Origin of the sequence: Mycobacterium sp. NPDC050853 (assembly GCF_040653875.1) — a bacterium.
GTDB lineage: Bacteria > Actinomycetota > Actinomycetes > Mycobacteriales > Mycobacteriaceae > Mycobacterium.
On record NZ_JBFAGW010000001.1, the window covers coordinates 1,512,203 to 1,533,517 of the forward strand.

22 protein-coding genes are annotated in these 21,315 nt (G+C 63.0%); 2 read left to right on the forward strand and 20 right to left on the reverse strand.

Annotated elements, in window-relative coordinates:
* Positions 1-2: 2 nt before the first annotated feature.
* The 5 genes from AB0H22_RS07445 to AB0H22_RS07465 all read right to left on the reverse strand — a co-directional run bounded on the left by AB0H22_RS07445 (position 3) and on the right by AB0H22_RS07465 (position 6,270).
* Positions 3-1,049, reverse strand: a complete 1,047-nt coding sequence (locus AB0H22_RS07445) for an MlaD family protein (protein ID WP_358145754.1) — start codon at positions 1,047-1,049, stop codon at positions 3-5.
* On the reverse strand, positions 1,042-2,097 hold the full coding sequence (locus AB0H22_RS07450; RefSeq protein WP_180749332.1) for an MCE family protein: 1,056 nt from the start codon (positions 2,095-2,097) through the stop codon (positions 1,042-1,044). Before AB0H22_RS07450 ends, AB0H22_RS07445 begins: the two co-directional genes overlap by 8 nt.
* Positions 2,094-3,620: an MlaD family protein gene (locus AB0H22_RS07455; RefSeq protein ID WP_180749333.1), complete on the reverse strand. Its 1,527-nt coding sequence runs from the start codon at positions 3,618-3,620 to the stop codon at positions 2,094-2,096. The genes AB0H22_RS07450 and AB0H22_RS07455 overlap by 4 nt, the downstream gene beginning before the upstream one ends.
* 239 nt (positions 3,621-3,859) lie before the next feature.
* Positions 3,860-5,452, reverse strand: coding sequence for a fatty-acid--CoA ligase FadD5 (gene fadD5 / locus AB0H22_RS07460; RefSeq protein ID WP_358145756.1), 1,593 nt, complete (start codon positions 5,450-5,452; stop codon positions 3,860-3,862).
* Positions 5,453-5,463: 11 nt separating this feature from the next.
* Positions 5,464-6,270 carry an enoyl-CoA hydratase gene (locus AB0H22_RS07465; RefSeq protein ID WP_358146146.1) on the reverse strand — a complete coding sequence of 269 codons (807 nt, stop codon included), beginning with the start codon at positions 6,268-6,270 and terminating at the stop codon, positions 5,464-5,466.
* 104 nt (positions 6,271-6,374) lie between these two features.
* Between AB0H22_RS07465 and AB0H22_RS07470 the strand changes: the two genes are divergently transcribed.
* A complete protein-coding gene (locus AB0H22_RS07470; RefSeq protein ID WP_180749336.1) occupies positions 6,375-7,040 on the forward strand; it encodes a GntR family transcriptional regulator in 666 nt (221 codons plus the stop codon).
* Here the strand turns inward: AB0H22_RS07470 and AB0H22_RS07475 are convergent.
* From AB0H22_RS07475 to AB0H22_RS07485, 3 genes are read right to left on the reverse strand one after another with little or no spacing between them, the layout of a single operon-like run.
* The gene (locus tag AB0H22_RS07475; RefSeq protein WP_358145758.1) at positions 7,020-7,541 is read right to left on the reverse strand and encodes an SRPBCC family protein; all 522 of its coding nucleotides are present in this window, start codon (positions 7,539-7,541) and stop codon (positions 7,020-7,022) included. The two genes, AB0H22_RS07470 and AB0H22_RS07475, sit on opposite strands and share 21 nt — an antisense overlap.
* 4 nt (positions 7,542-7,545) lie before the next feature.
* The gene (locus AB0H22_RS07480) at positions 7,546-8,448 is read right to left on the reverse strand and encodes an alpha/beta hydrolase (protein WP_358145760.1); all 903 of its coding nucleotides are present in this window, start codon (positions 8,446-8,448) and stop codon (positions 7,546-7,548) included.
* 7 nt (positions 8,449-8,455) lie between these two features.
* Entirely contained in the window at positions 8,456-9,151 is a 696-nt protein-coding gene (locus AB0H22_RS07485) for a TetR/AcrR family transcriptional regulator (protein WP_358145762.1), read from the reverse strand.
* Between the two features lie 152 nt (positions 9,152-9,303).
* Here AB0H22_RS07485 and AB0H22_RS07490 point away from each other — a divergent pair, with 152 nt between their 5' ends.
* A complete protein-coding gene (locus AB0H22_RS07490; protein ID WP_358145764.1) occupies positions 9,304-10,449 on the forward strand; it encodes a low temperature requirement protein A in 1,146 nt (381 codons plus the stop codon).
* On the opposite strand, the gene AB0H22_RS07495 is transcribed toward AB0H22_RS07490, so the two are convergent.
* The 12 genes from AB0H22_RS07495 to AB0H22_RS07550 all read right to left on the reverse strand — a co-directional run bounded on the left by AB0H22_RS07495 (position 10,446) and on the right by AB0H22_RS07550 (position 21,294).
* Complete coding sequence (locus AB0H22_RS07495; protein WP_358146148.1) at positions 10,446-10,835, reverse strand: hypothetical protein; 390 nt, start codon at positions 10,833-10,835, stop codon at positions 10,446-10,448. The two genes, AB0H22_RS07490 and AB0H22_RS07495, sit on opposite strands and share 4 nt — an antisense overlap.
* 87 nt (positions 10,836-10,922) lie before the next feature.
* Positions 10,923-12,356 carry an NAD(P)(+) transhydrogenase (Re/Si-specific) subunit beta gene (locus AB0H22_RS07500; protein ID WP_358145766.1) on the reverse strand — a complete coding sequence of 478 codons (1,434 nt, stop codon included), beginning with the start codon at positions 12,354-12,356 and terminating at the stop codon, positions 10,923-10,925.
* Positions 12,353-12,676 (reverse strand): NAD(P) transhydrogenase subunit alpha, encoded by a 324-nt coding sequence (locus tag AB0H22_RS07505; protein WP_180749341.1) that lies wholly within the window; start codon positions 12,674-12,676, stop codon positions 12,353-12,355. The genes AB0H22_RS07500 and AB0H22_RS07505 overlap by 4 nt, the downstream gene beginning before the upstream one ends.
* Before the next feature lie 3 nt (positions 12,677-12,679).
* Positions 12,680-13,777, reverse strand: coding sequence for a Re/Si-specific NAD(P)(+) transhydrogenase subunit alpha (locus AB0H22_RS07510; RefSeq protein WP_180749342.1), 1,098 nt, complete (start codon positions 13,775-13,777; stop codon positions 12,680-12,682).
* Between the two features lie 121 nt (positions 13,778-13,898).
* On the reverse strand, positions 13,899-14,924 hold the full coding sequence (locus AB0H22_RS07515) for a glutathione S-transferase C-terminal domain-containing protein (protein ID WP_358145769.1): 1,026 nt from the start codon (positions 14,922-14,924) through the stop codon (positions 13,899-13,901).
* A gap of 41 nt (positions 14,925-14,965) precedes the next feature.
* The gene (locus AB0H22_RS07520) at positions 14,966-15,595 is read right to left on the reverse strand and encodes a hypothetical protein (protein ID WP_358146150.1); all 630 of its coding nucleotides are present in this window, start codon (positions 15,593-15,595) and stop codon (positions 14,966-14,968) included.
* 41 nt (positions 15,596-15,636) lie between these two features.
* Positions 15,637-17,217 (reverse strand): hypothetical protein, encoded by a 1,581-nt coding sequence (locus tag AB0H22_RS07525; protein ID WP_358145771.1) that lies wholly within the window; start codon positions 17,215-17,217, stop codon positions 15,637-15,639.
* 13 nt (positions 17,218-17,230) lie between these two features.
* The gene (locus AB0H22_RS07530; RefSeq protein WP_358145773.1) at positions 17,231-17,527 is read right to left on the reverse strand and encodes a hypothetical protein; all 297 of its coding nucleotides are present in this window, start codon (positions 17,525-17,527) and stop codon (positions 17,231-17,233) included.
* Positions 17,528-17,605: 78 nt separating this feature from the next.
* Positions 17,606-18,529 carry a class I SAM-dependent methyltransferase gene (locus AB0H22_RS07535; protein ID WP_358145774.1) on the reverse strand — a complete coding sequence of 308 codons (924 nt, stop codon included), beginning with the start codon at positions 18,527-18,529 and terminating at the stop codon, positions 17,606-17,608.
* Between the two features lie 12 nt (positions 18,530-18,541).
* Entirely contained in the window at positions 18,542-19,468 is a 927-nt protein-coding gene (locus AB0H22_RS07540; RefSeq protein ID WP_358145776.1) for a class I SAM-dependent methyltransferase, read from the reverse strand.
* Positions 19,469-19,477: 9 nt separating this feature from the next.
* Complete coding sequence (locus AB0H22_RS07545; RefSeq protein WP_180749349.1) at positions 19,478-20,359, reverse strand: SAM-dependent methyltransferase; 882 nt, start codon at positions 20,357-20,359, stop codon at positions 19,478-19,480.
* Between the two features lie 2 nt (positions 20,360-20,361).
* Positions 20,362-21,294 carry a class I SAM-dependent methyltransferase gene (locus AB0H22_RS07550; RefSeq protein ID WP_180749350.1) on the reverse strand — a complete coding sequence of 311 codons (933 nt, stop codon included), beginning with the start codon at positions 21,292-21,294 and terminating at the stop codon, positions 20,362-20,364.
* Positions 21,295-21,315 lie beyond the last annotated feature (21 nt).

Here is a 21,315-nt window from a genome sequence, read left to right on the forward strand (position 1 = left end):
GTTCATTGGCAATCCTTGAAGTACGGGATCATGTTGAACTGCTTGGCCCTTCCACTGATCGCGCACATCCACGAATCCACCGCGAGACCACCGGGCGCGCTCAGCTCGAGCGAGTTTCCGTAACCCGTGAGATTGGTGAAGTTTCGGGCCGCGACCGCCGTCACCTGCAGGATGCTTCGGAACAAGTCATCATGGCCACCGATCAAATTGCTGAAGGTCTTCACATCGGCGATGAGCGCATCGACCGCGCGCCTGTCCTTGACCACAATCTTGCTCAGGAAGTTCGTCAGCTCGGTCAGCGCGCGCATCATGGAGTGGAAACTCGCCTGCCGGGAAACGAACTCGCCGAGCAGATCTCGGCCCTGAATGATCAGTTTGCCGATATCGCCCTGTTGCCGGTACAGAGTGCCCGACACCAACTCGGTACTGGCCAGCAGCGTGCCGATCTGATCGCGGCGATGCGATATCACCGAGGACAGCGTCTGAATGTTCTCCATCGCCTTAGGCAGGACCGCAGGCAGTCCCTCGAGCTGTTTGCCCAGAATCCCGACCGACTCTGCGATCTTGTCGGCGTCGACCTGCTCGAAGGTGGAGGTGGCGTCTTCGAGAGTGGCCTGCAGGTCATAGGGAACCTCGGTGTGCGCGAGATCGATTCGACGGTTGGACAGCTTCCCATCGCCGCCGTTGCGTAGTTCGACGTATTGATTGCCAAGTATCGTGGTGATCTTGATCGAGGCCCTGGCGTCCTTGCGCAGTGTGACATCATCACGGACCCGCATGCCGACTTCGATATGGTCGCCTGCCAGCTCGACACTCGTGACGTTCCCCACCGGAACCCCCGCATACGACACATTGGCCCCTGGTTGCAGCGACGCCGCCTGCAAGAACTCCGCGGTGTAGTGGCTGTAACCGATACCAACCGCCTTCACCAGCAGCATCGCCCCCACCAGGGAGCCGATCACCGCGAGCGCTATTGCGCCCAACCAGATCTTGTTATACGTCTCAACAGGGCGTCGCGAAATGCGTTGCCACACTGTGCGTTTATCCATCTGCCAGGTTCCTGCATTTCGGAGTGTATTGAGCCTTGTTTCCCGGTGTGGCGGCGTTCACGATGATCGGAACGACGTCGTTGAGTCCGGGGAAGAATCCGGTGATGTTGAGATCGCACACATATCCGTTGATGAAGGCACCCTCTTGGGTGGTCCTTGCCACACCCTTGAGGAGCAACGGAAGATTAGCCCCGGTGAAGGCAAGCTGCGGTTCGATGGCGTTCAGGTGACTGACGAATCCCGGTTCCCGGTACAGCATTTCGTTGAGCTGCGGATACACCGTGTCCGAGATTTTCGACAACCGGCGCACTGCGAAACCCGTCGAGCCGATCGAATCCACCAACCCGGCGCGGCGGTTATCCAGGATCGTCACCATCTCACGCGTATGCGTCAACACGCTATCCAGGTTTTTATTCTGTCCAGCCAGGGTTTTCGTCAGACCGTTGAGATTTGTGATCACATCATCGAGAACCTTGTCGCGGCCCGCGAAGGTCTCGGTGAGTTGCGATGTCTGGTCGACCAGTCCGACGATCGAACCGGTATCCCCCTGCAGGGACTTGACGACACCATCGGTGAGGTTGTCGACCTGAGTCGGGTCGAGCACGCTGAAGAGGGGCTCAAACCCGTGCAGCAGCATGCCGATATCGAAGGACGGCTCTGTCTGCTCCACGGGAATCACGCTCCCCGGCTTGAGCCGATCGGTACTACCGGTCTTACCCAGCGATAGACCCAGGTAGCGCTGTCCGACGATGTTTTGGTACGTGATCGATGCAATCGTGTTGCCGTACAACGGTTGCTCGGTCTGTACCCGGAACTCTACCTTGGCCAGATCGCCGTCGATCGCGACCGATTCGATGCGGCCGATGCGCACGCCCGCGATGCGCACATCGTCCCCGTCGCGCAACCCGGTGGCGTCCGTGAACATCGCGGCGTAGTTGTTGGTCGCCCCCGCGACATCACGCCGCAGGGTCGCGTACACCAGCCAGGTCATCGCCACCGCGATCACCATGAACATCGATAACCCAATGAGTGGTCCACGGAACTTCATCGCGTCCCCCCTGCGGAGGTCTGCTGGGCGACAATAGGTTTGGTTCCGCGCGCGACCGGACCCAGCAGCAGTTGGGTGGACGCGGAAGCCTCACCCCCGGTGATCAGGCCTAGCTGTTGGCGTTCCATCGCGCTACCAACGGGTCCGACGGTCCCACCGAAGGAGGCCGGCGCGGTGGCGGCCGGAGCACCTCCGGGCGGTGGCGGCAGAGCGTCATCAGGGTCAGCGGTGCCGGGGATACGCGGCGACGGATTGGGCTGCCACCACGGCAGTGGGGGATTGGGGTCCTGCAAGTTCGGGGACGGATTGTGCAGCGGTGGCCCGGTGACGATCAAATTCCCGTCCGGCCCGACCTCGGTTCCCGGCGGCGGAGCAAGATCGGGCGGTGGCTTGTAGTTCTGCGGAAGCAGTACTTCGGGGAGATCGGGGCGCACCACCAGCTCGGGTGCGGTGAAGCAGCTCGGACCCTTCAGCTCCCCGTATCGTGGGCAATCGGCGCGGGTGTACATCGTCGACGGCGTAAATGACAGATTTCCCCGGATGTTGACTACGTCCTTTTCCGGATCCCAGACCTCACTGAAGAACTTGTCGGAGAACACCTTCAGCCGAGCTGCGATCGGCAAGAAGTGCACGGAGTTCTGAGCGAGCACGCCGATGACCGGAGTCAGCTTTGTCGTGATGTCGATCATCCGGTCGGTCTGATTATCCAGTGATTGCCGGACGATGCCCGTTGTATGCAATCCCGCATTGAGCAGGGTCTGTAACTGCTCGCGCCTTTCGGCCAGGGTTTGCATTGGCTTGACTGCCTGATGCAGCGCGTCCACGAGCTCCGGGGCCGTGGACTGCAAGCCTTTCGTCGCGTTAAGAAGCGCCGAAAGAGTCGACGGGCCGGTGTCGGTGGCGACGATGTCATTGAGCTGATCGACGAGCCGGGACAGCTGCCCGGCCGCGCCCAGCAGGGTGGCGCGACGCCCTTCCGTCGCCGCCGCGATCACGGCGAAGATACCCACCGAATCGTCATCGCGGCCTCGCCCGTTGGCCAAAAGGATGTCACGCAGCTTGCTGATGGTCGTCTGGAAGAGCACCGTCGGCATCTCGGTCTCTTCACCGATGGTCGACCCGTTGGTGATCGCGGCACCGGGGCCATGATCGACCAGCTCCACCGAGGACACCGCGAACACATTGCTGGGGACCACTCGTGCGGTGACCGTTCGCGGGACCGTGGGTGCCAGATCAGGTTTCAGATCGATATGAACAACATTGGGCTTGCCGCGCTGTGACGGGGTCACATCGGTCACCGAGCCGACGAGCACTCCTTGGAATTTGACATCCGACTTCGCCGGCAGGCCGTCACCCACGTTTGTCAGCTCGGCGATCACGCGGACATAGTCGTTGAACCGTCCGGTCGACTTGATCACCAGCGCCCCGGCTACCAGGGTTGCAACGACGGCCATCACCACGCCACACATGAGGAGCTGTCGATCCGACGGACCCCGACCATCGGATTCAAAGGAGTTCGGCACACCGACCTCCTTCGATATCACCTGGACGCGCATCGGCGCAGCGCCACAGCAAGATCCGAAGCACCACCTGGTCCCTTTCGTCAGCTAACGCGACACGCAGTATCAATGAGTCCGGTCACGCCAGTCCCCCCGATGTGACGGCGATTACAGGAATGTACACTCCGTACAGTTCTACGTACGAAGCTTCGCCAAAATTATCTGAATCTGGATTCATATTTGCTGTGGCCGACTGGTTCCCGCTACGTCCCGGATCCGAACTGCTGTCGCAGCTCGGTCTTCAGGACCTTGCCCGACGGATTACGCGGTAACGCATCCACGACCACGAGGTCCTTGGGGTGCTTGTACCGGGCCAGCCGTTCGGTGAGAAAACCATCGAGATCACCGATCGTGAGCGCCTCCCCGCGGATGGCCGCCACGGCGACCGGCACCTCGCCCCACTTCTCATGTGGCCTGCCGATCACCGCCACCTCAGTGATCTGCTCATGCTCGGCGAGCGCGTTCTCTACCTCCGCGCAGTAGATGTTCTCTCCGCCGGAGATGATCATGTCCTTCTTGCGGTCCACGACCCACACGAAACCGTCCGAGTCCTGGCGGACCAGGTCGCCCGAGTGGAACCAACCACCCGTGAAGGCGTCGGCGGTGGCCTCGGCGTTATTCCAGTAGCCCTGCATCAGGGTGGGCGCCCGGTAGACGATCTCCCCGACCTCACCGACCGGCACATCGTTCATGTTCTCGTCGACGACCCGCGCGGATACCGTGGGGATCACCCGGCCGACGGAACCCATCTTCCTGATTGCGTCCTCCCCCATGAGCATGCAGGTGACCGGCGACATCTCGGTCTGCCCGAACGCGGCCAGGATCCTCGCGTCGGGGAATGCCTCGGACATCGTCCGCAGCAACACATCACTGGCCGGGGCCGCACCCCAGGAGAGCGTCTTGAGCTTGACCTTGCGTGGGTTTGCTCGCTGTGCCGCACACACCGCCTGCCACTGTGCCGGAACCAGGAAGATCCCCGTGACACCCTCGGACTCCAAGACGTCCAACAAAGCTCCGGGATCAAACGCACCGAGCGGGTGAATGACCGTGGGCAACCCAAGCAGCAACCCGGTGATCATGTTCCCCACACCCGCGATATGGAACATGGGGACGCCGATGAAGCCCACATCCGAGTTCAGGTCGACGGCGGTGCTCAACAGGTAGGTCATCGCCTGGCCCGACAGATTGAGGTGCGTCAGTACGGCCCCCTTGGGACGACCCGTCGTCCCGGAGGTGTACATGATGAGCGCGGGGGTATCACCGGGCAGATCCACCTCAGCATGTGCCTCGCCTTCTTCGGCGATGACCTCTTCGTATCCAAGAGCACCGTCCTCGGTCTCCGAGCCGGCAACGATCACCGTCTCCAAGGCGGGCACCTGCTGGCGGACCGCGGCCGCCACCGGCGCCAGCACCGTCTCGGTGATGGCCACCTTGGCCCCGCTGTTCTCGACCAGGAACGCGACCTCTGACGGAGTCATACGGAAGTTCACCGGGATCGCGATGGCGCCGAGTTCGTTGATGGCCAGCCATGATTCGACATACTCGGGACGGTTGAGCATGAGGATCAGGACACGGTCCCCGAACCCGACGCCGCGCCGGGCCAGCGCGTCGGCGAGCGATTGCACACGCTGATTGAGCTCAGCCCACGAGATATTGCGCCCGAGATACCGGATAGCAGTGGCATTGGGTTGCATGAGCGCATGCCGGGCCAGCTGGTTACACCAGTTCTGGCGCCGTGCGCGGTAAGGCTGGTCGAGACTGGTGGACTGGGCGGTCACGTCGATCGTGTCGGTCACTGACTCTCCTACTAACTGAAGTTGGGGCGACGGCCCTCGAGAAAGGCGGCGAAGCCTTCTTGCGCGTCGGGTGAGGTCAACAGCTCGATCTGCCCCTCGCGTTCACGGGCGATGGCCTCGTCGAACAGCTTGAGCGACACCGAGTTCATGGCTTCCTTGGTCAGCTGCATCGCCCGACGGGAACCATGGGCAAGCCTTCGCGCCGACTTGTCGACGCGATCACGCAACTGGTCTCCGGGCAGCACTTCGTTGACCAGCCCCGCCGTGAAAGCTTCCGTGGCGTTGAGGGGCTGGGCCAGCAGCGCCATCGCATTGGCCTTCACGCGGCCAACGGAGGCCGAGACCAACACGCTCGATCCGCCATCGGGCATGAGCCCGATGTTGGCGAAGGCCAGCAGGAAGAAGGCTGTGTCGGCGGCGTAGACCAGGTCGCACGCCAGGCCCACCGAGGCGCCGATACCAGCAGCCGCGCCCGTGACCTCTGCGACGGTGGGTACCGGGCAGTTCAGGACCGCACGCACCAATCGCTCGGCGTTGTCCATGGTCAGTTCGGCGGCTTGTAGCGGCGTGAGGTCTCCGGATCCCGCCGCCAACTCGGTGACATCGGCCCCCGCCGTGAAGGCACTCCCGGGGGCGCCGCCGCTGATGACGACGACACGGACGTCCTCACGTCCGGGGACGGACTCCAAGGCTTCCACGAGGCCGGCGGTGGCCGCGGCGTTGAGTGCATTCATCCGATCAGGCCTGGTGAACGTGATCCGCATGATGCCGCCGTCGACGGTTACATCGGGTGCGCCGACAGATTCATGGGGACTCAACTCAATGCCTCCTGGGGTTGTCGCTTCGTCGCGTCCGGTCAAATATATTTGATATGACTTTAGATGCAAGCGCGTCACCAACAACGGAAAAGGAGGCAGATCGGATGAACTCTCCCCGGACGCAGACCCGTGAGATCCGTAGGCCGCAGTTATCCGAGGAAGTTGCCAGCCGGCTCCGTGCATCGATCATGACCGGCGAACTGCGTGCCGGTGAGTACATCCGGATGGACGAGACGGCCGCCCAGTTGGGTGTCAGCGTCACACCCGTACGCGAGGCGTTGCTGACATTGCGCGGTGAAGGACTGGTGAGCGCCGTCCCGCATCGCGGCTATGCGGTTGCCTCGATGAGTCGGGCCGATATCAAGGACATCTTCGCGTTGCAGGCGCATCTTGCGGTGGAGCTTGCAAAGACGGCCGCCGAGTGCATCACCCCGGAGCAGATCGACACCCTGGCCGATCTCAACGACGCACTCCGGAATGCCGATTCGCCCGAATCAATTTCATTCTCGGAGTTCGAGTTCCACCGATTTCTCAATCATGTGGCGGACCGTCCCAAACTGGCGTGGTTCTTGCTGCAGGCGACGCGATACACCCCGCACCCGCTGTTCGCTTCCGATCCCGCGTGGGCGCGGTACGCGGTGGAGACACACGACAAGCTCATCGCGGCACTACGCGCGGGAGACACCGCCGAGGTGACTGCGCAAACCGAGGTTCAGTTCATCGACGGCGCACGCCGATTGATCGAATACCTAGACCGTGCCGGGAGGTAGGGGCGGCGGTGCGTAACCGGGGCTGACGGGCGCTGCCGGTGCCGGCACCGGCGGCGCGATGGCTCCCGACGCGATTTGCTCGGCTCGGGTTTTCAGCCCCTCGGCCAGATGTTCGAGGACCTGGTTGGCGAGCTTCTTCACCATCGGCTTGGGGATCGGCAGCTTGGTTTCGACATCCATATCGACCGTTAGCAGGCAGGTGGGCCCCATTGGGACGATCGAGAACGTCTGCTCCTGCTTCTCGAAGATGTCGCTCTCCAGCAGCCGCGTCGCCACCTGGGCGGCGTTGAGGTAGGCGATCTCGGCCACATTGGTCGACGACATACCGCTGGTCTCCACCTTGAGGCGCACGATGCGGGGGCGGCCGTCCGGAAGGCGCTCCAGGATATCGACGCTGGTGATCTCCTTGTTCCACTCCGGGTAGGCCTCGTAGTTGGTGACGATGGAAACGATCACCTGAGACGGCGCGACCACCTCGACGGTCTGACTAACGACTGGCATTGGCTCACTCTACCTTCGGTGATGCGGCACCCAAGAATTCGGATACGAGCGCATACACCTCGTCGGGGCGTTCGAGATGCACGAAATGTCCGCCGCCATCAATGATTTCAACGCTGCGATCGGGCAGATCCCGGCGCGCCGACTCGACCAATCCCACGCTCATGCAGCCGTCGGTACGGCCGTGCAGATAGAGCACGGAGGTCCGCGCACCGTCGAGCAGCGACCGTTGCGTCTTCCAGTACTTGCGCGACGGGAGCGGCGCTCGTCGAATATTGGCGCGGTAATAGCCAAGAACAGCTCGCCGACTGCCTGGCTGCAACATCGATTCACCCGTGTGCAGCAGGTCGGCGCGTGCGTCGTATCCCGGCGACCAGCGGCGCCAGTACAACCGAATGAGCCACGGCAACAGCAACTCCGGCAGCACCGGCAGCTGGTGGAAGATGGTGTACCAACTGAATGCCAGTTGTTTGAGCACAACGGCCGGTTTCGACAACACTCCGGACCCGAGAACTTCGAATGGCGGCACGGCCATCGTGACGATACGAGCGAACGGCGACGAACCGCTGCGGGCGAGGGCGTTGCCGACCAGTGCGCCCCAGTCGTGACCGATGTACACCGCGCGCTCGTCGCCACCCAGCACCGTGTGGATGTCGAGAACATCCTGCATCAGTGCGCCCAGCCCATACTCGGCGTCCGCCGGTATTTCACTGGGCGCGTAACCACGGGTGAAGGGCGCCACCACACGCCATCCGTCGGCGGCCAGCTTGGGGCCGAGGAGACGCCAGGTGTGAGCCGAGTCCGGAAATCCGTGTCCGCAGATCGCCAGCGGACCGTCCTGCGGACCCCAGGTCAATGCCCGCAATCTGACGTTGGGCAGGTCCAGGGCCAGTGTGGGATCGGCGACCACTCGCCGTCTACCGGATGCCGTCTGACGAGGGCGCCGACGCCGCCGTCGCCACACCAAGCGGATCGTTGATCCGCGTTGCCTCGTCCCGAATCAGCCCCCGCAACAGCGTGGTGCTGAACTCCACGGCAATCTCCTGGGCGCTGCGGCGGCCGCTCGGATTGAGCCAGCGGTAGGAGCCCAGGACCATTCCGATGTAACCGAGTGCCATGACATGCGAGTCGCACTCGACGAACTCACGACTGGAGATGCCTCGCTCGATGATGTTCTGAACCCGTTCCTGCACCATGTCTTCGCGCTTACGGATCTCGGCGACCTGTTCGGGCGACAGCCACTCCGAAAGGAACGGGTTCTCCTGGAAGTACACCGCGCCCTGTTCACGATTCGAGAAGATGAGCGCGAGCATCCGGCTGGTGCATTGGTACAGCGACTCACGTGCCGTCCACCTCGAGTCGTCCTGCAGGCAGGCGAGAGTCTCCTCGGCCGCCTTGAAGTAGATCTCGTACAGGATCAATGCCTTGGACGCGAAGTAGTGGTACACCGTGGCCTTGTTCAGGCCCGCAACGTCCGCGATATCGTCCATCCGGGTGCCGTGATAGCCGCGGGCGGCGAACAACTTGGACGCCACAGCCACCAATTCCTCGCGACGGCCGGCACGGCGCTGCGATGAGCTGCCTGCCTTTGTAGCCTCGGGCACCGGTTGCATGGTGCCTCACTATATGCGCAGGGTTTCCGTGCGCGGACGAAATCCCGATCAACTGGTTGGATTAGTGGGGCGTCATGTTCGCCGGCTCCGCCGCCATCTGCACGTTAAGCTGCCCACGTCCGCCGCTCTACCGACCCCAAGTAGGTAACCACATGACCAGTGGCCTGCGGGCCATGGTGGCACGCGATCCAGCACAACCGCATCGCGCGTCCACCCCGCTAGAACTGCTTTTCGACCTTGTCTTCGTGGTCGCGGTGTCGCGCGCCTCCGGAACCCTGCACCACTTCTGGGCCGAGGGTCATTTCGCCGAGGGGCTCGCCGGGTACGCGATCGGCTTCTTCGCGATCTGGTGGGCGTGGATGAACTTCACCTGGTTCGCCAGTGCCTTCGATACGGACGACTGGCTGTATCGGGTCACCGTATTCGTCCAGATGGCCGGGGCGCTCACCGTCGCGGCCGGTGTCGAGCGGGCGATGACCGGGTCCGACTTCGGTATCGCCATCGGCGGGTACGTGCTCATGCGTATCGCCGCGGGCAGTCAATGGGTGCGCGCGGCCATCAGCGATCCCACTATGCGCGCCACCTGCCTGCGCTACGTGGCGGGCATCACCGCCGTACAAGCCGCATGGGTGTGCTGGGGACTGTTCGCACCGGAACATCTGCGCGTGCCGCTGTTCGTGGTGATCGCGCTGGCCGACCTGTCGGTGCCCGTGTTCGCCGAGCGCGCCAGCACCACCTCATGGCATCCCCAGCACATCGCCGAACGCTATGGCCTGTTCACCCTCATCGTGCTCGGCGAATCCATCCTGGCCTCCGCGAACTCGATCATCGGCGGCGCCGAGGAAGCGGACCACACCGGCACCATGATCGGTATCGCGGCATCGGCCTTGGTCATCGTCGCCGCGGTGTGGTGGATCTACTTCGACCAGGAACAAGAGTGCAAGGACGCGTCCCTTCGGTCGACCCTGCTGTGGGGCTACAGCCACTACTTCATCTTCGCCGCAGTCGCCGCGCTGTCGGCGGGGTTCGAAATCGCCGTCGACGAGGGGCTCGGCAAGAGCCACCTGAGTCCAACCGTCGCCGCCCTCACGATCACGGTCCCGTTCGCCATCTATCTGGTACTGGCGTGGCTGGTACTGCTCTTGCAACGCCGCGACACCATCCTGAACATCGGGCTACCGGCTATTGCCGTTGCGGCGGTCGCCATTTCGCCACTACCGCATCCGCTGTACTGGCTTGCCGGGTTGGCGGCGTTGGCCGCCGCCCTGGTGACCTGGCGGCGCATCGAGGATGCCTAGCCGCCAGGGATCGGGCAGACCGCTTCCAACGCGGCCATCGTGTTGACGGCGCGAGCCATCTCGTCACCGGGTGGCTCAAGCACGCCGTCCACAGAGGTCGCAGCAGCCATCACGTTGGCGTAGTGCTCCGCGGCTGCCCCGGCATCCAGCGCCCGGTCACGCACCGTCAGGTCTGCGGTATCGCCCGCAGCCGTCCGGAGCAATGCCGCTATCGCGTGATTTCGCGCAACGGCCGTCTGCCGAACCGCTACCCCATTCTCCTGTGACAGCCCCCGAATCTGAGCCCGCGCCCGGTCCACCGAGGCGCAATCATGCGGCGCCGCAGCGGCCATTGCGGGAGTCATCAACACGCACGCCCCGATAACGACCGCCAGCATCCCGCGCATAGGCACCTTCATACGCCGAGTGCGAGCCTGGCGCGGATTTCCCACTGGATTTCCGCACGCAGCTCGCACTCGATGACGTTGGTTGCGCTACAGCGCCTTCAGTTCCTCGGTAACCTCGGCCACCGATTTCTTGGCGTCGCCGAACAGCATCGAGGTCTTGTCACCGAAGAACAGCGGGTTCTCGATGCCGGCGTATCCGGATGACATCGAGCGCTTGAGCACGATGACCGACCGCGCCTCATCAACGTTGAGGATCGGCATGCCGTAAATGGGGCTCGAAGGATCGTTGCGCGCCGCCGGGTTGGTGACGTCGTTGGCACCGATCACGATGGCGACATCGGTGCGGCTGAATTCGCCGTTGATATCGTCCATTTCCTTCATGGCGTCGTACTCGACATCGGCCTCGGCAAGCAGGACGTTCATGTGTCCGGGCATACGGCCCGCCACCGGGTGGATGGCGTACTTGACCTCGACACCCTTGGCTTCCAGCAGACTGGCCATCTCTTTGACCGCATGCTGAGCCTGCGCGACAGCCAGGCCGTAACCGGGGATCACGATCACCTGGTTGGCGTAGGCCATCTGGATGGCCGCATCGGCGGCACTGGTGGCCTTGACGGTGCCCTGCTCGCCGCCGGGGCCAGCCGCACCGCCGCCATCTCCGCCGAAGGAGCCGAACACGATGGCCGGAATAGACCGGTTCATCGCGACGGCCATCAGGTTGGTCAGGATCGAACCCGAGGCGCCCACGATCATGCCCGCCACGATCATGGCGGTGTTATTCAGCGCCAAACCGGCTGCCGCAGCCGACAATCCGGTCAGTGCATTAAGTAGCGAGATGACAACGGGCATATCGGCGCCACCGATCGGGAACACCACCAACAAGCCCATGACACCAGCCAGCACCAGCACAATCACAATCGCCCAGAAGGGGGTGCCCACTCCTGCGTTCAGGCCGATCCACACCGCCGCGGCGACAGCACCGATAAGCAACAAGATGTTGGTGGCCTGGAAGATCTTGGCGGAAGCGACAAGTCGCTTCTCGACGTTCTTCGGAATCGATTCCTGCAGCTTGAGAAATGCAACCAGCGAGCCCCAGAACGACACCGAGCCGATGACGGCGGCGAATAGCGAGCCAATCACAAGTGCAATGGTCGGGTGCTGGTCGCCGCGGAACGTCTTGAAACCGTCGGTCTCGATGAACTCGGTCCACGCGATCAGCGCGACCGTGCCACCGCCGACACCGTTGAACAGCGCGACCAGCTGCGGCATCGCAGTCATTTTGGTCTTTTTGGCCGGCGGGACACCAAGCACGACACCGATCAACAAACCAACGGCGATGAGTATCCAGTTGATCGGGGCGGTATCCCGAACCTTGATCAGGGTCGCGATGACGGCGATCGCCATACCGGTGGCCGCGATCCAGTTGCCGCGAACCGCAGTCTTCGGTCCCGTCAGGCCCGACAGGCCGAGGATGAAAAGTCCGAACGCGAGGATGTAGAGAACTGTGACGAGATAGTTCATTTGTCAGCCGCCTCCGACTTAGGGGCAGCCTTGCGGCCCTTGAACATTCCGAGCATGCGGTCGGTCACCAGGAAGCCGCCGATCACGTTGAGCGTGCCGAAGATCAACGCGACGAACGCAATGATCCGCACACCCCAGTGTGCGTCGGCGGGCAGCTCGCCCAGCACGATCAGCGCGCCGAGGACCACGATGCCGTGAATGGCGTTGGTGCCGGACATCAGCGGGGTGTGCAAGGTGTTGGGCACCTTGGAGATAACGGCGAACCCGACGAACCCGGCCAGAACCAGGATCGCGAGATTGGCCAATAGCTGGTCATACATGAGCTATGCGTCCTCTCTTGCGGCACGGGTCACGCAGGAGGCCGCGACGATCTCATCGTCGAAGTCCGGTGCGAGTGCGCCGTCTGTAATGAGCAGGTCCAGCAGGGTGGTGATGTTCTTCGAGTACAGCTCGCTCGAGTGCTCGGGCATCGTCGCCGGGAGGTTGAGCGGTGAAGCGATGGTGACATCGTGCTTGACGACGGTCTGGCCGGGCTCGGTGAGCTCGCAGTTGCCGCCGGTCTCCCCTGCCAGGTCCACCACTACCGAACCGGGCTTCATGCCCTCGACCGCCGCCGCGGTCACCAGACGGGGTGCGGGACGCCCGGGAACGAGCGCCGTGGTGATGACGACATCGAATCCCTTGATGGCTTCCTCGAGCGCCTTCTGCTGCTGGGCGCGCTCTTCGTCGGTGAGCTCGCGGGCGTAGCCACCCTCACCGGCCGCGTCGATGCCGAGATCGAGCCACTGTGCGCCCACTGAGCGAACCTGGTCGGCCACCTCGGGACGCACGTCGTAGCCGGTAGCGCGAGCACCGAGCCGCTTGGCGGTCGCCAATGCTTGCAGGCCGGCCACGCCGACACCCAGTACCAGCAGCAGCGCGGGCTTCACGGTTCCGGCCGCGGTGGTGAGCATCGGGAAGAACCGGGTGGACTCCGAGGCCGCCAACAGCACCGCCTTGTATCCGGAAACGTTGGCCTGCGAGGACAGCGCATCCATCACCTGAGCACGGGAGATGCGCGGAATCGCCTCCAGCGCAAAGGCTTGCACACCCGCGCTCTTGAGAGCGCCGATGCTGTTGTCCGCGTTGCGCGGCGCCAGGAAGCCCACGAGGGTCTGCCCCTCGTGCAGGCGAGCGACCTCGGCGGCCGTGGGAGGCGCGACCTTTACGACGATGTCGGCCGACCAGGCGTCGCCCACGGTTGCACCGGCCACGGTGTACAGCTCGTCAGGCAGCAGCGCGCGCTCTCCGGCGCCGCTTTCTATGACGACGTTCACACCCTTGCCAATCAATCCGGCGATCGCCTTCGGCACCAGCGCGACGCGGCGCTCGCCCTCGCCCGATTCGCGGACAACTCCAATAGTGACTGGTTGATCGGTCATCTACTCGCCTTTCACCCTGTGGTGCAGCATGCCGACGGATATTATGGAAAGGCATGCTTGTTAACAAGTCTTCCGTTTTTGTAAATCTTGCAAATGTCATTAACCAGGGCAAGGACCGCCCTCAGTCGATGGCGGTCGCGATGCTCGGCACTCGTTCCGCCTCTAGCGGAGGCCCTGGCGGGGTTCCCTCACCGAACGGGCTGCCACCCAACGCCTGGCGCCCGTGAGGTGTGAGCCAACCGCCCAGATCCGGCCCCTTCGGGACCACACGCGTGGGATTGATGTCGGTGTGGACCACGTAGTAGTGCTCCTTGATCTGCCCGAAGTCAACAGTGTCGCCAAAGCCCGGCGTCTGATAGAGATCGCGTGCATACGCCCACAGCACAGGCATCTCGGCAAGCTTTTCGCGATTGCATTTGAAGTGCCCGTGATACACCGGATCGAACCGGACCAACGTGGTGAACAGCCGCACATCCGCCTCGGTGATGGTGTCTCCCACGAGATACCGTTGCCCGGCAAGCCTTTCCGATAACCAATCCAAAGCCGTGAACAGCCGGTGGTAGGCCGCGTCGTACTCATCCTGACCGCCGGCGAATCCGCACCGATACACACCGTTGTTCACCTCGGTGTAGACGCGACGGTTCACCTCGTCGATTTCGGTGCGCAGCTCTTCCGGGTACAACCGCGGTGCACCGGGGCGGTGGTATTCGGCCCATTCGGTGGAGAAGTCCAGCGTGATCTGCGCGTAGTCATTGGTGATGACTTCTCCCGTGGACTCTTCCACGATCGCAGGCACCGTAATGCCGCGCGGATAGTCCGGGTACCGCTTGAGATAGGCGTCGCGCAGGAAGTGGATGCCCAGGACGGGGTCCACCTCACCGGGGTCAAGATCGAAGGTCCAGCTGCGCGTGTCATGTGTAGGACCGCAAAGCCCCAGTGACAGAACATTTTCCAACCCGAGGAGCCTGCGGACGATCAGCGTTCGGTTGGCCCACGGGCAGGCACGCGCTGAGACGAGTCGGTACCGGCCAGGTTCTACCGGGTAGCCGTCACGACCGTCCGCGGTAATCCGCGTGTCGATGTAGTTGGTGTCCCGTTTGAATTCACCGGGTTCGACGTACTTGGTGTTCTCGGGAGTCTGGCTCACGCGCTCCAGTCTGGCACCCTCGGTCATTGGGCTGGCGGGGTTCACCCGGCTGTTTTGTCAGGTTCACCCTTCTCGTTGAGCGGCTGGCCGCCAGCTAGTCCCTGAACAATTCCGTGAGGAAACGCCGATGTCGTCTTAACGCCGGCCGTGGGCACAGCTGCCACCACTAGACACGTGGTGTCAATCGGGATGCTCGGCAGATTCGGCCAGCCCTTGTCCGAGTGATACCGCGCAAAGGCATTGATCTCCATCTTGACGATTCCTTGACCGCCTGGGTCAGGATCTGTGCGATAGACCGTCAACTGCGCCATCGCTGCAGAGTCGGGATCGGCCGGTGATTTCTCCAAATTCACCTCAATGCCCGAAAGGGTCGGTTCCACACTGCTTGACGTCATCGGGCCTGCAATCTTCCCGCAATGCACGTAGGTCAGGAACCACCCGTTCGCCAGTGCTTTACGCGTCTCCCGAGCGATAACTTCCAAAGGATCACCCGATCCCAACGACGCTGTTCTAACTGCCGCTTCACGCGAGATGTTATTGAGTCCGTTGTACGAGCCGTGGTAAACCTTCGCAGGAGCGAGCCAGGCGTCCGCGGCCAATCGCGCGGAACGGGCCGTGTCAATCTCGTTGGGCTCAAAGATCTCCGGATGCTTCGGACATGACGCAGCCATCACGAACACGAGGAACAGCACCGACAAGAGTCTGGGCATTCTCACCTTGGGATCACCTCGCCCCATGGCCGATAGCGCGTATCGCCACCAAACGAGATTCTGTTGTTGACGAAATCCTCCTTGGGGATCGTCATCTTCTGGCCCGACGAGGGCTCGTAGATTTCGAGCGAGTCGCCCTGCATGCCCGTGACTAAGACAATGTGTCCGTTGACGCCACTGCCGACGAACAGTGGAACGGACTGCCCGGACTGGACGGCCGCACTGATCGCTTGATAGTCCCCCGACGGGCTCAGCGGATTCGCGACTTCGAATTGGTATGTGCTGCCCGGAACACCAGGGCCACCGGGCTTGCCCATCTCGTCCGCGGCGCCACCTGGGGGAGTTCCCAACGACTCGGGCCAGGTGCTACCCCAGCCGGGGACGATCGCGTTATTCGTCGAGTCGTGCATTTTCTTGGCTTCCTCCGCGAACTTGGACGTGACCTCGGATGTGGTTATCGACTGTCCCGGCTGTGGTGGTTCGGACCCAGCCGCGTCATAGCCCGTGAGCATCTTCATGGCATACAGCGGGTCATTGATCATTTTGGCCACGACAAGCGAGGACGATCCGCAGGTGGTGCCATCCGGCTGCTTCAAAATATCCGGGTGATTCTTGGCATACTCCACTGGATCAAGCTCACGCACCTGTTGATCTGACATTAAGGCAAGCTTTTCCGAATACCGCTCCAGTGTCGGGATATCCGAGCCTCGTGCGATGGCCGCTAAAACCCAATTCCGCCGAGCCTCATCTTTCGCGCCATCGAGCATCGCTTGCGCCTTGGCGCGATCCTCCGGACTCATCGCCACCAGATTGGCATCGGCCCGTTCCTGTACGCCCGGCCGTAAGCCGGTTCCGTCCTTATGGCCATCCCGATCGTCCTTGACATCGGACCAGTTGTTTACCGAACCGATGGCACCGGCAGCCACCGAGGTGTGGTCGGGCAGTGTGATGCCCTCCACTGCCTTTCCGAGCTCACCCTTGGCCACGTTCACTGCTTTGTCGGCATCGCCGTACGCGCCGGCTAGTTCCTCCACGCCGTGTACGACGTCACCCACGAGCTTTCGCACATACGGGACCGCATCCCAAGGCGCTTTCGGAATGTTGTGCCAGTCGACATCGTCCTTCAAGGACTTGAACGCGTTATGCCAACGGTCGCGCGCCTTCTCCATCGATCCGCCAAAGGTGTCGAGCGAGCTCGCGACCCCGGTTCCTGCCGGACCTATCGTCGTGGATCGCGTCTTGAAGTTCGCGATACTGGTGCGCGCCTTGTCCCCGGTTGTCTCGCCGTAGGGATCACCAGAGGTCCGTCCCCACACCGATTCCGGGATCGTGTTCTGAGCCTGCTGAACGTCGTTGGCGTGCCACTCGCCCATGGCGGGCGCCATTTCACGCCAGCGCGCTGCCACCTCTCTGACCGTCGCCGGGTCGGGCGGAGGTGGCTCGGTAGCCACGGCGATGACCTTCCGGACGGCACCGACAACCTTCCTGGCGATTGGCCAGACCGTGCTTACGGAGATCTCCCCGATCTGCCGAAGGTCGGCGATTACCTGCTCAAGTTGCTTTTGCGTGTCTCCCAGAGTCATCCCGCACCGGGCCCTAGTTCAGGACCGGGAACTTGACGCCCGCATCGCTCAGATTGCCGGCGTTACGTTGATCCATCTCGACAAGCGCCTTCGTGCACTTCCTGATGTTCTGCGAAATCTCTTTCTGCACAGCCGCAACCGTGCCAAGTGCACCTGACACTCGGTTCCGCGCGCCGTTCATCGCATCGCCGAGGTCGCCAAGGTCCTTGCCCTCGGTGGCACGTAATTTTCCCTTGGCGAACTCAACATGCGCGTCTGTCGCGTCGAGCTGCGAGGCGCATTTCTCCGTCGCTACCGGATCGATTTTCATGAGCTCCCCCTCCGAACATGGCCCTCCCGCATGTTAGCCCGGAACGCTATCCCCAACCAGCCCCTGGGGATAGGCCGGCTAGCCGGGCAAAACGGCAGTGAGGTAGTTGCCCTGCTTCACCAGTGCGACAACGTCCTCGGGCAGCTCCGGGATATCCACCCCGTAGGCGGCGGCCAGTTCCAGGGCGTGTGCGCCCTTGACCGTCCAGCCACGCGCGGCCAGCCAGTCCTCGACGTCGGCACGCTCTTCGTCGTAGAACAGTGAGCTGATGTCCACCTTCGACATGGGATGGCTGTCGTCGGCGTACTTCTTCATGATCTCGCCCCACTTGGCGATATCGGGTGTACCGCGGGTTGCTTCCACGGCGATCTGGCTTCCCGGAGCCGACAATGCGACGACCCGCTCGAACAGCAGATCCTGTGCCGCAGAGGGTAGATAGACGATCAGTCCTTCGGCCGACCACGCCGTCGGAACGTCAGGATCGAAACCCGCGGCAAGCAGCGCCGCAGGCCAGTCGTCACGGAGATCAACAGCGACCTCACGCCGATCGCTCGTGAGCGTGGCACTCTGCTCGGCGAGCACCCGGTCCTTGAACTCCAAAACCTGGGGCTGATCCAGCTCGAAGACCCTGGTGCACTCCGGCCACAGCAGCCGATGCGCGCGCACGTCCAGTCCGGCCGCCAGGATCACCGCCTGTTTGCAACCGGAATTCGTTGCACTCACAAAGAACTCGTCGAAAAACTTGCTGCGCAATCCGATCTGCCGCATCGCGTTAGTGGGATTCGACGAATCAACGGGATTGTCCAGAAGTCCGATCAGATGCGGTTCGCCCGCGGCGCGCACGAAATGCTCTGCGTACCGATCGCGAACCAGGGGCTCGGGCTGCGTGTTCTCAATCGCGCGCGCGGCGGCCACGCCCAGCGCGGTGAACCCGACGCTCGACACAATGTCCCAGGAGTCGCCTTCGCTGCGCGACCAGTCCTTGTCCTCGATGTTGGTCATTATGTGGCCCTTTCAGTCCGACAGCGTGCAGGTCAGGTAGTGCATTGCACCAGCCAGCTCCCTGATGTCCTCGGGAACCTCCGGATACTGCACGCCGTATCGCTCCGCGAGCTGAAACATGTCTAATCCCTGCGTGTCCCATCCGCGACCGGAGAACCACTCGACGGGCGGCGTCTTCTCCTCGTCGTAGAACAGCTCCGTGATATCGATCTTGCCGAAGGTGTCCTTCTCGGAGCGGTACTTCTGCTCGACCTTGGCGAACTGAGCCATACCCAACGAACCCGCGGGCCCCTCGATAGCGGCGCGGCTACCGGGGGCCGACAGTTCAACCATCCGCTCGAACAGCAGTTCTTGTGCTGCTGCAGGCAGATACGGCAGCAGGCCTTCCGCCGACCACGCGGTGGGCAGACTCGGATCGAATCCGGCCTCCTTCAGCGCGGCGGGCCAGTCATCACGCAGGTCCACCGCGACGGCCCGACGATCACACGTCGGTGAAGCGCCTTGCTCGGAGTACACCCGGTCCTTGAAGGAGAGAACCTCCGGCTGATCCAGTTCGTACACCGTGACGCCGACCGGCCACGGCAACCGATGCGCCCGCGAGTCCAGCCCCGCGGCCAGAATTACCGCCTGCCGGATGCCGGAGGCCGCGGCGTCCAGGAAGTACTCGTCAAAGAATCGGCTGCGCATGCCCATCCCACGTAAGTATTCGAACGGAGATGCGCGCGGCGCATCGCGTTTCGTTATCGTCTCGATCAAATGGGGTTCACCCGCCGCGAGGATGAAGTGCTTGGCGAACGGGTCGTCTATCAGCGCGTCGAGCCGCTCGCTTTCCACGGCACGCTGTGCGCTTACACCCAGCGCCGTGTAGCCCACACTGGACACGATGTCCCACGAGTCGCCCTCGCTGCGGGTCCAGTTCTTGTCCTCGATATTTGTCATGGAGCCCTCTCAGCTTGTCCGGGTAGCGGTGAAAAACTTAGTGCGAAGCAATGTCTCGAACGAGCGCGGTTGCTCGCCGAACGGACGTCCATATCCAACGGCCGCCTTGACGAGATCGATTTCCTTAACAGCCCAGTCTCTTTCCGCAAGCCACAACTTGGTATCGCGTCGGGGATCGTCATACCAGAGCTCGGACACCCGAGGACGGCCCGGAGAATCCGGCGGCATGTCCCGCTCGAATTCCGCGATCTCCCCCGGTCTAGGTCCGAGCTCGGCCGCAATCCAGCTCGCCGGAGCCGACAGCTCGTGCAGCTTCTCGAAGAGTGCGTCCTGCGCCGGGCCGGGCAGATAGGGCAGCAGCCCTTCCAGCGCCCACGCGGTGGGCTGCTGAGCGTCGAATCTCGCTCCCGCCAACGCCTTCGGCCAATCGTCGCGCAGATCAACTGCCACCGGCACTCGGCCGGCGGCCGGGCCCGCATCAACCGCTGCGAGCACCTGATCCTTGAATTCGAGCACCCGCGGCTGGTCCACCTCGAAGACGGTCGTCCCGGTGGGCCAGGGCAATCGGTATGCACGAGCGTCTAATCCGGCAGCCAGTATCACCACTTGACGAACCCCCGCCCCGGCAGCATCGGCGAAGAAGTTGTCGAAGAATCTGGTTCGCACGCCAACCCACCCCGCATTGGCTCCGGCGAAGCCACTGATATCACCGCTGGCCACGGCCTCGGCAAGATGTGGCTCACCGGCGGCGGCGACGAACCTCTCGGCGTACTCGTCATGTGCCAGTGGCGGATCCAGTTTCGCGTCCAGTGCGCGTGCGGCCGCAACCGCGAGCGCCGTGTAGCCGACGCTTGTGACAATGTCCCAGGTGTCTCCGTCGGTACGCACCATGGCTACGCGCCGAGTACCGCGGTGAAGTACCTGCTCTGCCCCATGGCGTCGGTCAGATCGTGCTCACCGGCCAGCGGAGCCCTGTTGTATCGCTTCAACAGTTCACCCGCAGTGGTCGCCTCGACGGTCCAACCGTGCCCGGTCAGCCATTGCGCCGGATCCTCGCGCTCATCACCGAACCACAGGCTCGACGGCGGCCCATCCTCCTCGACGATGCTCTTGAATATCCGCTGCAGTACGCCGTCGTCCTTCTCCATCGCGTTGGACATCCGGTCCGCCTGGTTTCCGGGAGCACCGAAATCCTCTACGGCAACCCGGCTTCCGGGCGCGGACAAGTTGACGATGCGCTCGAACAGCAGGTCCTGGGCCGCGCCGGGCAGGAAGGGGAGCAGGCCCTCGGCCAGCCATGCCGTCGGCTGCGTGGAATCGAATCCCGCGGCCTTCAGTGCTGCCGGCCAATCGTCACGTAAGTCGACGTGCAGATCATGGACGGTGGCCATGGCCTGCACACCGTGGTCGTCAAGAACCCGAGCCTTGAACTCGAGCACCTTGGGGAGGTCAAGCGCGTAGACGGTGGTGCCCGCTGCCCAGGGCAGACGATATCCACGGACATCGAGTCCGGCCGCCAGGATCACCGCCTGCCGGATACCGGCCTCCCCCGCCGCGAGGAAGAACTCATCGAAGTACTTGGTCCGTGCCCCGAGGTAGCTCGAGAACAGCTGCACATCGGGCTCCTGGGCGACCGCGGGGTCCTCCAGCAACTCGGAGAAGATCGGCGCCTCAGCCTTGGTCGCGGCGACGAAATGCTGCGCGTAGTCGTCCCGTGCAAGCGGCTCGGGCTTACGCGCCTCCACCGCACGCATCGCGGACACGATGAGCGCAGTAGCGCCCACGCTCGTCACGATGTCCCACGTATCACCTTCGGTTCTGGCCACAGCAGGTCTCCCATCAAAAGC

Excerpts from the sequence above, each read along its gene's own strand:
- AB0H22_RS07450 (WP_180749332.1), bottom strand. The coding sequence starts at position 2,097 with ATGAAGTTCCGTGGACCACTCATTGGGTTATCGATGTTCATGGTGATC.
- AB0H22_RS07535 (WP_358145774.1), bottom strand. The coding sequence starts at position 18,529 with ATGACCAACATCGAGGACAAGGACTGGTCGCGCAGCGAAGGCGACTCC.
- AB0H22_RS07445 (WP_358145754.1), bottom strand. The coding sequence starts at position 1,049 with ATGGATAAACGCACAGTGTGGCAACGCATTTCGCGACGCCCTGTTGAG.
- AB0H22_RS07470 (WP_180749336.1), top strand. The coding sequence starts at position 6,375 with ATGAACTCTCCCCGGACGCAGACCCGTGAGATCCGTAGGCCGCAGTTA.
- AB0H22_RS07490 (WP_358145764.1), top strand. The coding sequence starts at position 9,304 with ATGACCAGTGGCCTGCGGGCCATGGTGGCACGCGATCCAGCACAACCG.
- AB0H22_RS07545 (WP_180749349.1), bottom strand. The coding sequence starts at position 20,359 with ATGGTGCGTACCGACGGAGACACCTGGGACATTGTCACAAGCGTCGGC.
- AB0H22_RS07495 (WP_358146148.1), bottom strand. The coding sequence starts at position 10,835 with ATGCGCGGGATGCTGGCGGTCGTTATCGGGGCGTGCGTGTTGATGACT.
- AB0H22_RS07485 (WP_358145762.1), bottom strand. The coding sequence starts at position 9,151 with ATGCAACCGGTGCCCGAGGCTACAAAGGCAGGCAGCTCATCGCAGCGC.
- AB0H22_RS07500 (WP_358145766.1), bottom strand. The coding sequence starts at position 12,356 with ATGAACTATCTCGTCACAGTTCTCTACATCCTCGCGTTCGGACTTTTC.
- AB0H22_RS07475 (WP_358145758.1), bottom strand. The coding sequence starts at position 7,541 with ATGCCAGTCGTTAGTCAGACCGTCGAGGTGGTCGCGCCGTCTCAGGTG.
- AB0H22_RS07530 (WP_358145773.1), bottom strand. The coding sequence starts at position 17,527 with ATGAAAATCGATCCGGTAGCGACGGAGAAATGCGCCTCGCAGCTCGAC.
- AB0H22_RS07540 (WP_358145776.1), bottom strand. The coding sequence starts at position 19,468 with ATGACAAATATCGAGGACAAGAACTGGACCCGCAGCGAGGGCGACTCG.
- AB0H22_RS07510 (WP_180749342.1), bottom strand. The coding sequence starts at position 13,777 with ATGACCGATCAACCAGTCACTATTGGAGTTGTCCGCGAATCGGGCGAG.
- AB0H22_RS07505 (WP_180749341.1), bottom strand. The coding sequence starts at position 12,676 with ATGTATGACCAGCTATTGGCCAATCTCGCGATCCTGGTTCTGGCCGGG.
- AB0H22_RS07525 (WP_358145771.1), bottom strand. The coding sequence starts at position 17,217 with ATGACTCTGGGAGACACGCAAAAGCAACTTGAGCAGGTAATCGCCGAC.
- AB0H22_RS07520 (WP_358146150.1), bottom strand. The coding sequence starts at position 15,595 with ATGGCTGCGTCATGTCCGAAGCATCCGGAGATCTTTGAGCCCAACGAG.